Annotated in this window: 13 protein-coding genes; 4 read left to right on the top strand and 9 right to left on the bottom strand. The window is 26.0% G+C overall.

What is annotated here, in order from left to right:
- Positions 1-9: 9 nt before the first annotated feature.
- From ACIJYH_RS04875 to rpsF, 4 genes are all read right to left on the bottom strand, one after another.
- Positions 10-1,428 (bottom strand): replicative DNA helicase, encoded by a 1,419-nt coding sequence (locus ACIJYH_RS04875; protein WP_435087648.1) that lies wholly within the window; start codon positions 1,426-1,428, stop codon positions 10-12.
- Between the two features lie 68 nt (positions 1,429-1,496).
- On the bottom strand, positions 1,497-1,955 hold the full coding sequence (gene rplI, locus ACIJYH_RS04870) for a 50S ribosomal protein L9 (protein ID WP_435162525.1): 459 nt from the start codon (positions 1,953-1,955) through the stop codon (positions 1,497-1,499).
- A gap of 2 nt (positions 1,956-1,957) precedes the next feature.
- Positions 1,958-2,230: a 30S ribosomal protein S18 gene (gene rpsR, locus ACIJYH_RS04865; RefSeq protein WP_435085215.1), complete on the bottom strand. Its 273-nt coding sequence runs from the start codon at positions 2,228-2,230 to the stop codon at positions 1,958-1,960.
- 2 nt (positions 2,231-2,232) lie between these two features.
- Complete coding sequence (gene rpsF, locus ACIJYH_RS04860; protein ID WP_435162524.1) at positions 2,233-2,586, bottom strand: 30S ribosomal protein S6; 354 nt, start codon at positions 2,584-2,586, stop codon at positions 2,233-2,235.
- Between the two features lie 87 nt (positions 2,587-2,673).
- Here rpsF and fabD point away from each other — a divergent pair, with 87 nt between their 5' ends.
- From fabD to gmk, 4 genes are read left to right on the top strand one after another with little or no spacing between them, the layout of a single operon-like run.
- Positions 2,674-3,600 (top strand): ACP S-malonyltransferase, encoded by a 927-nt coding sequence (gene fabD / locus ACIJYH_RS04855; protein ID WP_435162523.1) that lies wholly within the window; start codon positions 2,674-2,676, stop codon positions 3,598-3,600.
- Positions 3,597-4,334 (top strand): 3-oxoacyl-ACP reductase FabG, encoded by a 738-nt coding sequence (gene fabG, locus ACIJYH_RS04850; RefSeq protein ID WP_435162522.1) that lies wholly within the window; start codon positions 3,597-3,599, stop codon positions 4,332-4,334. Before fabD ends, fabG begins: the two co-directional genes overlap by 4 nt.
- A gap of 48 nt (positions 4,335-4,382) precedes the next feature.
- Positions 4,383-4,622, top strand: coding sequence for an acyl carrier protein (locus ACIJYH_RS04845; protein WP_008544320.1), 240 nt, complete (start codon positions 4,383-4,385; stop codon positions 4,620-4,622).
- Between the two features lie 8 nt (positions 4,623-4,630).
- Positions 4,631-5,263 (top strand): guanylate kinase, encoded by a 633-nt coding sequence (gmk, locus tag ACIJYH_RS04840; protein ID WP_435162521.1) that lies wholly within the window; start codon positions 4,631-4,633, stop codon positions 5,261-5,263.
- On the opposite strand, the gene rsmA is transcribed toward gmk, so the two are convergent.
- The 5 genes from rsmA to ACIJYH_RS04815 form a co-directional block, all read right to left on the bottom strand.
- Entirely contained in the window at positions 5,252-6,037 is a 786-nt protein-coding gene (rsmA, locus tag ACIJYH_RS04835) for a 16S rRNA (adenine(1518)-N(6)/adenine(1519)-N(6))-dimethyltransferase RsmA (protein WP_435162520.1), read from the bottom strand. The genes gmk and rsmA overlap by 12 nt on opposite strands.
- The gene (locus ACIJYH_RS04830) at positions 6,038-6,997 is read right to left on the bottom strand and encodes a 4-hydroxythreonine-4-phosphate dehydrogenase PdxA (RefSeq protein ID WP_435162519.1); all 960 of its coding nucleotides are present in this window, start codon (positions 6,995-6,997) and stop codon (positions 6,038-6,040) included. It abuts the gene before it with no gap.
- The gene (locus tag ACIJYH_RS04825) at positions 6,987-7,793 is read right to left on the bottom strand and encodes a peptidylprolyl isomerase (RefSeq protein ID WP_435162518.1); all 807 of its coding nucleotides are present in this window, start codon (positions 7,791-7,793) and stop codon (positions 6,987-6,989) included. Before ACIJYH_RS04825 ends, ACIJYH_RS04830 begins: the two co-directional genes overlap by 11 nt.
- Before the next feature lie 123 nt (positions 7,794-7,916).
- The gene (locus tag ACIJYH_RS04820; protein WP_435162517.1) at positions 7,917-10,619 is read right to left on the bottom strand and encodes an LPS-assembly protein LptD; all 2,703 of its coding nucleotides are present in this window, start codon (positions 10,617-10,619) and stop codon (positions 7,917-7,919) included.
- Complete coding sequence (locus ACIJYH_RS04815; RefSeq protein WP_435162516.1) at positions 10,609-11,682, bottom strand: LptF/LptG family permease; 1,074 nt, start codon at positions 11,680-11,682, stop codon at positions 10,609-10,611. Before ACIJYH_RS04815 ends, ACIJYH_RS04820 begins: the two co-directional genes overlap by 11 nt.
- Between the last annotated feature and the right edge of the window lies 1 nt (position 11,683).

Below are 11,683 nucleotides of genomic sequence, written 5' to 3'. Positions count from 1 at the left end.
TATTGGAATTTAATTAATTTGAGTATCTTTAAATTTAGTGAATCTCTCTTCAAACTCAAGAGTTACATTGCCTATTGGACCGTGTCGTTGTTTCCCTATTATTATTTGAGCTAAGTGAGCAACTTCATTCATTTTTGCTTGCCACTCTGCATGTTCAACTGTTGCTTCTCTTGGTTCTTTTCTTTGTAAATAATATCCTTCTCTGTAAACAAACATTACAACATCTGCATCCTGTTCAATTGAACCAGACTCTCTAAGATCAGCTAACTGAGGTTTATGATCATCTCTTTGTTCAACTTGTCTTGAAAGTTGAGATAAAGCAACAACTGGAACAGCCAATTCTTTTGCAATTGCTTTTAAACCTTGTGTGATTTGTGAGATTTCTTGAACTCTCCCATCTTTGTTAAAGGTTGTTCCTCTCATTAGCTGAATATAATCAACTACAATCATATCAAGACCAAACAATCTTTTAATTCTTCTAGCTCTATTACTCATTGCGGCAATACTGATTGCTGGCGTCTCATCGATATACAATGGAAGTTCAGCTATATTTTTTGAAGTTTCTAAAAATTTATCAAATTGTTCATCTGAAATTCTTCCTCTTCTAATATCATTTGAGCTAATTCTTGCTTGTTCCGAAATAATTCTTGTAGATAATTGTTCAGAAGACATTTCTAGTGAAAAGAAAGCGATAGATGATTTTTTTCCACTGTCTTGTAATTTTTGTGCTGCATTAAAAGCAATATTTGTTGCAAGAGATGTTTTACCCATAGAAGGTCGTCCAGCAATAATAATTAAATCTGACTGGTGAAGACCACCAAGTTTGTCATCTAAATCTCTAAGACCTGTTGGAACACCCACAATACCTTCTTCATTTTTGTAAGCAGCAGATGCCATCTCAATTGTTTGTTTCATAGCTTCATCAAATTTGACTAGCGAAGAATTAAAAGAACCTTTTTCTGCCAAATCAAATAATAGTCTTTCAGAATTTTCTATAATAGTTTGACCATTGGTATCTAATTCGTTTAATTTTGCACTATCAATGGTTTGTTCTGAAATTTTAATTAACTCTCTTCTCACAAACATGTCATAAATTATTTTTGAATATTCAACTGCTTGACGAACTGATGTAGAAAATTTTGTTATCTTTACCAAATATTCTGGAACATTTAGATCATCTTTTTCATCTTCAAAATAATTTTTAAGTGTAATAGGATTTGCAAGCATTCCCTTATAAATCAAGCTTTCAATAGCTTCAAAGATTTTTTGGTGCATTGGATCATGAAAATTAATACTTGAAATTATTGTACTAATTTCATCAAAGATATCGTTACTAACTAATATAGATCCAATAACTGCTTGTTCAGCTTCAATGTTATTTGGTAATTCTTTGAATTGATCTTTAACGATGCTTAGATTGTTTTCCACAAATATCAATTTACAGAATTATTTTTTAATTAAAATTCCTAATTACTGTTGGGGAAAAGAATGTATAATTATTGGATCGTATCAGCGGATGTAACACTGATTGTAATTTCAGCATCTACTTCTGAGTGCAAAGAAACTTTTACTTTAAATTTTCCTAAAGATTTAATTTCTTCAACAGGTTGTATCATTGAAGGCTTAATGTCAATTTTATTTTCATCTTGAATTAGTTTTGAAATTTCAGTTGGTTTAACTGATCCATATAATTCATTGTTTTCAGTGCTTAGTTTTTTAACCTCATATTCTTTGCCATTAATTTGTTCTGAAATTTGGGCAGCTTCTTTCTTTTTTTCACTATCTTTTTTTGATAAGTCTGCTTTTATCTTTTCAACTTCTGAAATATTTTCCTTTGAAGCGTACAATGCTTTTTTGTTAGCAATTAAAAAATTTCTAGCATAGCCTCTTTTAACCTCTATCACTTCACCGATAGAACCAATTCTCTTTACGTTTTCTAATAAAATAACTTTCATTTCTATATTAATGCTAAGTTTCTAGCTCTTTTAATTGAAAGAGATAATTCTCTTTGTTTTTTTTGAGAAACATTGGTAATTCTTGAGGGTAAAATTTTTCCATTTTCAGACATATATTTCTTTAGAAGTCTTACGTTTTTATAATCAACAGCAGGTGCACCTTTTGCTGATAATGGACATGTTTTTTTAAATTTATATTTATTTGGTTGAAAGATACTTAATTTTGCAAAGTTGCTTTGCTTACCTTTTTTATTTCCACTTTGTCTTTTAGGCATAACTAATTTCTGTAGCTTTCTTTTTTATCGTCATCATCTCTTTTAGTAAAGTAATTAGCATCTAGATCAAATTTTTTAACTCTTACTGTTAAGTATCTTAATAATTTTTTATCAATTGCTTCATTTTTTTCCAGCTCATCTATTACATTTCCTTTACCTTTAATCTTAAAGTGAATGTAGCTACCTTTTTTGTTTTTTTTAATTAAGTACGATAAGTTTAGTAATCCCCAATTTTCAGTTTTAACAATTTCACCCTCATTTTTTTCAACAATTTTAGAATATTTTTCTGTTAATTGCTTAATTTCACTTGGTGAAGTATCTTGTCTAGCTATAATAGTATGTTCGTATAAATTCATTTAAGTTCTTTAATAAAAAGTGAGGATATACTATTATAAATGTTCAATTACAATAGTTAAAAAGGCAAAATAGATAGTTTTTTTTATATGTTTTCAGTAATTTTTCCAGGTCAAGGATCACAAATGGTTGGAATGGGAAAGGAATTCTTTGACAAGTTTGATATTGTTAAAAATCTCTTTAAAGAAGCAGATGATACGCTAAATTTTCCTATATCTAAGCTTATACTAGAGGGCCCTAAAGATGAGTTAGACTTAACGGCAAATACTCAGCCAGCAATCTTTTTAATAAGCTACTCAATTTACAACGTAATCAATAAAGAATTTAATATCGACTTAAGTAAAGCAAAATATTTTGCTGGACATTCTTTAGGAGAATATTCTGCGCTATCATGTGCGGGATATCTAAGTTTTTCTAATACTTTAAAAATCTTAAGAATAAGAGGAGACGCCATGCAAAACTCAGTTCCTAAAGGGCAGGGAGGTATGGTTGCAGTATTAGGTTCAACTGTTGAAACAATTGAAAAAATATTAAATGATAATGAGCAAAACTTAAATGCTCAAATTGCCAATGATAACTCTGAAGGTCAAATTGTATTAAGTGGAAAAATAGAAGATTTAAATAAATTAATTTTAGTTTTAAAAGAAAAAAATATTAAGAATATCAAGTTACCTGTAAGTGCACCTTTTCACTGTAATTTGATGAATAAAGCAACAAACATTATGAGTGAAGAACTAAATAAATTGAACTTTATAAAAGGTGACAATAAACTGATCTCAAATGTTACAGCAAAAGAAATATCAAACACTGACGAGCTTAAGGATTTATTAATTAAACAAATTGAGAATAGAGTTCGATGGAGAGAAAGTGTGATTAATATGATTAATAATGATATAAATCATTTTATTGAAATAGGTCCTGGAAAAGTTTTATCAGGTTTGGTTAAAAGAATTAGTAAGGAAGTGAAAATAGACACTATTAATAATCAAGGAGATATTGAGAGTTTAAAAATATGAGCAATTTAGAAAATAAAAATATCATTGTTACTGGTGCATCGGGGGGAATAGGAAACTCTATAATTAAAAAATTAAATGAATCGGGTGCAAATATTTTGGCTTCTGGAACTAGAATTGAAAAACTAGAAGAGCTTAAAAAAAATTTCAAAAATATAAAAATCTTAAAATTTGACATCTCGCAAAGTGATAAAATTGAAGAGTTTATTGAAAATGCTACTAATGAATTAGGTGGAAGCTTAGATGGTATAGTAAATAATGCTGGAATAACTCAAGATAACCTTGCAATTAGAATGAGTTTGGATGAATGGCAAAAAGTTATAAATATAAACTTAACTTCAACTTTTTTAATGAGTAAATTTGCTATTAAAAAAATGCTTAAAAATAAATCTGGAAAAATTGTAAATATTACTTCTGTAGTAGGCCATACTGGCAATTTAGGACAAGCAAACTATACAGCATCAAAAGCTGGGATTGTTGCTATGTCAAAAAGTCTTGCAATAGAATATGCTAAGAAACATATTAATGTAAATTGTATTTCACCAGGATTTATTAAAACAGCAATGACAGATAAGATTGACGATAAATTCAAAGAGATTATTGTATCAAAAATACCATCTGCACGATTAGGTGAACCAGATGATATTGCAAATGCTGTGTTATTTTTATGCTCAGATCAGTCTGATTACATAAATGGGGAGACAATACATGTTAATGGAGGCATGTATATGGCTTGACAAAATGACTTTTTAAACTAATAAGAATTTATAACAAAAAGGATCAATATGTCAGAAGACGTTTCAAGCAAAGTAAAAAAAATTGTAGCTGATCACTTAGGGATTGACGAAGCTAAAGTAACTGAAGAGTCTAGTTTTATAGATGATTTAGGTGCTGATAGTTTGGATACTGTAGAATTAGTGATGGCTTTCGAAGAAGAATTTGGATCTGAAATTTCAGATAGTGAAGCTGAGAAAATTTTAACTGTAGGTGATGCGGTTAAGTTTATCGAAGGAAAAGCGAACTAATAATTAAAATGCCCTCAGAAAATGATGGGGTAATGATTGTTTTATCCTCTCCATCTGGAGCGGGTAAAACCACATTAGTTAAAATGTTGTCTAAATTAGATAACTACGAAGTTTCCATATCTCACACAACTCGCCAGCCAAGACCTGATGAGATAAATAATAAAGACTATTATTTTGTTAGTGAAAATGAGTTTAAAAGATTAATCAATAATCAGGAATTTCTTGAATACGCAAAAGTGTTTAGTAATTTTTATGGAACAACCAGAACACCTGTAATAGATAGGTTAAATAAAGGTAAAAATGTTTTATTTGATATTGATTGGCAAGGTGCAGATCAAATTAAAAATAAAAAGTTAGATTATAAACTAGTAACATTTTTTATTTTGCCTCCCAGTAAAGAAGTTTTATTTGAAAGATTATCTAATAGAGATATGAAGGATAAATTAATTGCCGAAGAAAGAATGAAGCAATTTGGAAGAGATGTCCTTCATTGGATAAACTATGATTATGTAGTTGTTAATGATAATTTAGAAAATTGTTATTCTAAAATTAACAATTTAATTAATGCTGAAATTTCTAACGGATCTAAAGATTATGACTTGGAATATATTCGAAATCATGTTGAAAAATTAACTTCTTAATTTTTCATACTCAATTGTTAATTTATAATAAGTATCAAAATCTAAGTTTTGAGGCCTTAAATTTAAATCTAAGTTAAATTTATTAAGTAAATCAGTGTTTCCATTAAATATTTGGTTAAATGGTTTTTTTAACATTTTCCTTCTATGACTAAAAAATATTCTTGTAATTTTTTCTAAATTTATTGGATCTTTAATTTCAGCAAAGTCTTTTTTAGGAGTAAAGTGAATTAATGAGCTTTGTATTTTAGGTCTTGGTGAAAAACTTTCGGGAGTAATGTCGCAAATTTTATTAACATTAAGTCTCCAATTAGCTAAAATTGATAATCTTCCATAAGCAGAAGTGTTAAATTTAGCTATAATTCTGTCTGCTACCTCTTTTTGAAACATTAAAATAAGATCAGAAAACCAATAATCATTTTTTAAATTTGTAATCCATCTACTTAATATTTCTGTTGAAATATTGTATGGCAAGTTTCCAAATACTATAATTTTATTTTTAGATAATGAATTTTCATCAAATTTAAGAATATCTTCGTTAAAAATTTTAACCCGTTCATCAATTATTTCCTTTAAATTTTCTGCTAAAAAGGTGTCCTTTTCAATTAGGTACAGCTTATTTGGATTATTTTTTAAAATTTCTCTTGTTAAGTTTCCTGTACCAGGTCCCACTTCTAAAACTTCATTATCATTGATCGAGACAATATTAATTATTTTATCAATTATATTTTTATCAATTAAGAAATTTTGACCTAAGCTTTTTTTTGCTCTAATCACTTAAAAGTCTAAGAATTTTATTGAGTTAAACAAACTTAAATAGTTAGATTTATTTTTACCAAGCATAGATTCATTAGGACCATGATCAGGGGAAACTCTTATAAAAGGAAGACCTATAGTTATATTAATTGCATCGTATTCAAAAAGAGTTTTGATGGGAGCAAGAACCTGATCATGGTACATTCCAACTACTAAATCAAATTTTTTTCTATTTTTTTTTAAAAAAATTGTATCTGCTGCTAATGGTCCTTCAATATTATATTTAAGCTTTTTTAACTTCGTAATTGCTGGTAAAATAATTTTTTTATCTTCATTAAAATCGTCAATACTTTCACAATGCGGATTTAATCCTGTGACACCAATTTTAACTTGCTTATTAAATTTCTTTTTCCAAAAATTATTTATAAGTTTTACTTTATTCATTATTTCTAATTTATTAATTTTTTTTGAAACATATTTAATTGGAAGGTGAGTGGTTAAAGGACAAACAGAAAGGTTCTTATTATAAATTATCATTGCAAACTCTTTTGTGTTGGTTTTATCAGCAAGATATTCGGTAATCCCATTATATTTATTTTTTAAAAAAGTTTCCTTAGAAATAGGACCATTAATTAATTTATTACTTATATTATTTTTGAGCAATCTAATTGCTATACTAAAACAGTTAGCGATATAATGATTTGATTTTGATGTAATTTTATCAAATCCAGAGGCTTGTTTAAAATCAACATCAATTAAGTTTATTTTTTTTAAATTTTCTTTTTTATTAATTATTTCTAGTTCATTCGTAATATTAAAAGTAAATTTTTTCTTTAAAATTTTAGCTTGCTTTAAAAGTAATTTTTTTGATGCAATCAAAATGATAGGAGATTTTATTTTTCTTCTTATGACTTTAAAAAAAAGTTCAAAAAAAATACTATTGGGCTCTCCAGCAACAATAATGATTGGTTTATAGTTCACTAATTTCCAAATCTTTTTTAACTTTATTAAAATAAATTTTTGAATATTGATTTAGTTGATTATTTCTTTCAAAATTTTCTAATTTTTTAAATTCTTTTTCAATATCAATTTCAATTTTAGTATTTTTTATATCATTAATTTGTAAAATCAAAAAACCACCTGGCACATTAATAGGTTTTGTAAAATCATTTATCTTTAGATTGTTTATTGCTGCTTTAATACTTTTGTTCAGTGAATTTTCATTAATCCAATTCAACTTACCTCCAAAATTAGATGTTGGAGATACACTGTATTTGAGAGCCGCAAAATCAAAACCCTTATGACTTATCACTTTGCTGATTTCTTGAAATTTATTATCTAGCTCTTTAAGATTTGAAATTTCAAAAGAAATTTCAGATAATAAATATGATTTTAAAAATTTGTTGTTATTTTTTATTCTATCTCTTAATTCTTTTTCGTTAATCTTAATTTTTGATGAAAATTTAATTAAAATTAATTCATTCCACAGGGCTTCAATTTCTAATTTATTTTTTACATCGTTAAAATCTACATTATTATTGGTTAAATATTTTTTAAAATCATTAAGATTAGAAATGCCAATTCTAGAATAAGCATTTTGTAAAATTTGTTCTAAAATTTTTTGGGGTATCTTTGGGTTATTAAAATTTTTTTCAATTTCAATTTTTTTTATTTTTTCTTGTAAAATTGATCTTTTTGAAAGTTTAAAAATATCTTCTTCTTTTGAATTTCTTATACTTGGATTTAATGCAACCAAGTATTTATATTCATTATTCACGTCTAAACTGGTAATTATTAGATTTTCGATTTTTAATAATATCTTGTTCTCAAGACTATTTGAATTTGTGTTTAAAATAAAAACAATGAGAACAAAATATACCAAAAAATTTTTTTTTAGCATTTATCTAAACCATCCTTTCAATGCATTTTGGCCTGGTGTTTTTTTATAAATTTCTCTCTCATAGGTAGTTAGAGGGATTAATGTTATTGAAAAAAATAAATCCTCTGTAGGTTTCAAGTCATTATCTTGATAAAAACTTTTGTTAAATCTCAAAGCTGCTGTTAAACAGTCATTTTGATATTCATAACTAAGATCGTAGTATTCTGTCAAATTAATTTCTTTATTCCTTCTTGTTGAAAACTTTAAAGAAGTATTGTCATCAATTTCATATTTTGTAGTATTTGAGAGTAAATGAGTTGACCCTAACCCATTTCTTTGCTCAATAAAATTGAAAGTTGTCACAAAATTATTTATTGAAATTTCAGCATTTATTGAATTAGAATTTAAAGTTTTCATGTCGTTATCTAATGAAAAATCATAAGTTAAATTAACATTATTAAATAATTGATTGTTGATTGATCCAAACAAATCAGAATTTTTTCTATTTAGTGTTGAGCTTATTGGTATATTATTTTCATTTTTATCTCTAACAACTGTTGCTAAATTAAATTCTAAATATTTATTTCTTGCATCTTCTGACAGATTGTTTTCTAGTTGATTATACTTATAATTCAAACCCAGTGTAAGAGACCTTCCAGCCTCAAAATCATTTGAAAGTCCAAGTCTGTTCATATCAAACACATTATTTGCAGTAATGTTCGTTGATGATCCACTGTAATTATCCATATTATTTCCTGGATTTACTCTAAAAGAAATTTTGGGTGTAAATGTTTCTGTAATTGTATTTCTTGATTTTATTAATGGATAATAGGTATCAATCATTAAAATACTCATTGAATCTATTTGTGGATCAGAAGTATATTTTGAGTCATTTTTTGCAACTGAATTTAAATTTTTAACATAAAGGTCAAAATTATTCATAAACCCTGATTTTGTTATAAAATTGTCAGAACTATAATTAATATCATTAACAACAGTAGTTCTTAAATTATTTGTATCCGAAAGTTTATTAATTCCTGACGAATAGAAATTAAGAGAACCATTAATAGAATTATCTGAAATTATGGAAGTTATATTTTTTGAAAAATCATAATAAGGTAAAGTATATTGGTATCTATCACTATGTTTTGTTCCTAAATTTTCATACACTTCAATTCCAGTTGTTAAATTTTGATCTTCTTGCTGAAGATATAATCTAAAATTTGAATTCATTGTTGTTTGGCTTTCTGGCATTACGGGAGTATCAAATAGATTACTTTGAAAAACTTTTAAATATGTGTCGTTAGTGACTTTTTCAATTTGAGTTTCAAATTTACTCTCTATATAATTCGGTATCTTTAGGTCATTTTCATAATTCAAAAATAAATGATTGATATTTTTAGTTTTATTTCCCGTAGAAGATTTATAATCCCTTAAAAAAGCAAAATCTGCAATAAGTGACGAGTCTTTACCTTTTTTTCTAAACTCACTTTGCAAGATATATTTTTCTTTTTCAAATTTTGTAATTTTTTCAAAAAAAGTTGGTTTAAATGTTAGATCTTTATCAGGTCCTAATACTTTAAAATAAGGAATGTATAATGACGAACCTAAAGTTTCTGAATTATTAAATTGAGGTTGCAAAAAACCACTTCTTCTTTTTACTGAAGGATCTGGATGAAAAAAAACAGGATAATACATTACAGGAACATCATAAACTTTTAAAACTGCATTTTCGTAAACCATATTCTTTTTAATTTTATCATGAGTTATTTTTTTAGCTTTTATGCTCCAAGGCGGACAATTGTCATTAATTTTACAACTAGTAAAAATTGCATTATTAACAACAGTTTTGCTTTGATCACTATATGAAGATGAGCCATATATTCTTGGATCTTGATTTATATTTTCAAATATATCTTTATGTGTTTTAATTTTAGTTTCTTTAGCTAAATGACTTTTATCCTTAAAATTAAAAAAACCTTCTGAAAAAAAATATCGATCAATTTTGTTTTCCTCAATTTTTGCTAAAACTTCAACTTTTTTACCTTTAAGTAGCTCTTTATTAATATTATACGAAAAGTTTTCTAGGTTATAAATATTTCCATTATCATCTTCTATTGATGATTTGTTTAAAGAAAATATGTCTTCTGAATTTCTATGATAAGTTACATTTTCCGAATTAAATATGTATTTTTTTTCTATTAAGGCTCTAGTTCTACCTTTTGTAAAAATTTTCTCTTCATTTTTTAAGTATAAGACTTCGTCAGCATAAATTGTTGTGTTTTTTTCAAAATCATTGAGTATGACATTTTTTTTTGCTTCAAAGAAGTTTTTAGTTTTATCATACTCAAGATTTAATGCTGTAATCATATTCTTGTCACTAACAACTTTTGAATTACCAAATGTACTTATTTTTTCTTTATTTTTAAAATAAATCGCTTTATCAGTTGTGATGAGAATGTTCTTTGCTTTATCTAAATATTTTACATCACCAGTTGTCTCTAAAATATTTGTAAGTTTATTATAAAAAAATTTTTTAGCTGTAATGGTGCTGCCATCTTTGGAGGTTGCCGTACCTCCTTTATAACCATTGATTTGATTTCCATCTTCTAAAATCTCAATTTCTGTTGCATCAAATATAAAAGGCTCATTTGCATTTACACTATTAAATACAAGTAAAAAACTAAGAAAAATATATATTGAACTTTTAAATTTACTTCTCATTTATATTAATCAACAGTATTGAATTTATTAAACCCAAAAAAACGATAGGTGTCCATATTGATACCATTAAGGGAAGCTTTTCTGTCGAACCCATTACATTAAAAAAATTATTTATATAATAAATTACAACTGAAAAAAATAGACCAATTATTATCTTTATGATTTTGCTATTAGATTTTTTTGTGTTGAGCATTATTATTGATGATAAAATCGTCATTATTACTAATAATAAAGGATATGTAGCGATTTTATAAATCTGCATATCAACATCTACCGTAGAATAATTTAGTGATTTATAGTTTTGTCTTAAATCAATAAGTTTTAATAACGATAAAGAAGATAAATTTGAAAATAAACTTTCAACTCTCTTTTGGTTGAAATTTGATTGAAATTTTATCAAATCACTTTTTTTACTTACATTATCTTTGAAAATTGTGGCATCATAAATTAACCATTCATTATCCTTAATATCAATCTTGTCACTTTTTAGACTTCTGATTAAATTAAATTCTTCATCAAATGTTGTTATAAAAGTATTGGATAAAAAGTTATTATCAATTTTAGATGAATTTATAATACTAGTTTGATTATTAACAACATCCTTCATCCATAATCCATTTTTATTTATAACTGCCAAGTAAACTTTATCCTTAGAAAACTGATTTTTAACTTGAAGATAATAATGTTGTAAGTTGGAGGAAAGTGAATAGAAAATTGTTATAGTTAAAACTCCAATAACAAAGCTAACTAAACTCAATATATTAATTATTTTAATATTTTTTAAACCTGAATATTTAAAAATAATTATTTCATCATTGTTAAACAGTTTAAGAAAAAAGAATTGAGTTGCAATTAAAAAAATAAAAGGAAGCATTTCAAAAATTATAGACGGTGAACTCATCATAGATAAATAAATCGGATATAATGAACTAATTTCTTTATCACTCAAATACTCAATCTCTTTAAGAATATTTAAGATAAATACTAGACTAGCCATTATAAAGAAAACGTTAAGAAACGATTTTATAAATCCATTTATTAAAAATTTTGTATAAGTTTTCATA

This window comes from Candidatus Pelagibacter bacterium nBUS_25 (assembly GCF_051200975.1).
In the GTDB taxonomy this organism is placed as follows: Bacteria; Pseudomonadota; Alphaproteobacteria; order Pelagibacterales; family Pelagibacteraceae; genus Pelagibacter.
Note: the sequence above shows the minus strand (reverse complement) of the source record. Positions and strands in the feature narration are given on the sequence as shown.

Bases quoted from the DNA above. Each gene is read 5' to 3' on its own strand.
- ACIJYH_RS04845 (WP_008544320.1), top strand. From the start codon at position 4,383: ATGTCAGAAGACGTTTCAAGCAAAGTAAAAAAAATTGTAGCTGATCAC.
- rpsR (WP_435085215.1), bottom strand. From the start codon at position 2,230: ATGCCTAAAAGACAAAGTGGAAATAAAAAAGGTAAGCAAAGCAACTTT.
- fabG (WP_435162522.1), top strand. From the start codon at position 3,597: ATGAGCAATTTAGAAAATAAAAATATCATTGTTACTGGTGCATCGGGG.
- rplI (WP_435162525.1), bottom strand. From the start codon at position 1,955: ATGAAAGTTATTTTATTAGAAAACGTAAAGAGAATTGGTTCTATCGGT.
- ACIJYH_RS04815 (WP_435162516.1), bottom strand. From the start codon at position 11,682: ATGAAAACTTATACAAAATTTTTAATAAATGGATTTATAAAATCGTTT.
- fabD (WP_435162523.1), top strand. From the start codon at position 2,674: ATGTTTTCAGTAATTTTTCCAGGTCAAGGATCACAAATGGTTGGAATG.
- ACIJYH_RS04820 (WP_435162517.1), bottom strand. From the start codon at position 10,619: ATGAGAAGTAAATTTAAAAGTTCAATATATATTTTTCTTAGTTTTTTA.
- rpsF (WP_435162524.1), bottom strand. From the start codon at position 2,586: ATGAATTTATACGAACATACTATTATAGCTAGACAAGATACTTCACCA.
- gmk (WP_435162521.1), top strand. From the start codon at position 4,631: ATGCCCTCAGAAAATGATGGGGTAATGATTGTTTTATCCTCTCCATCT.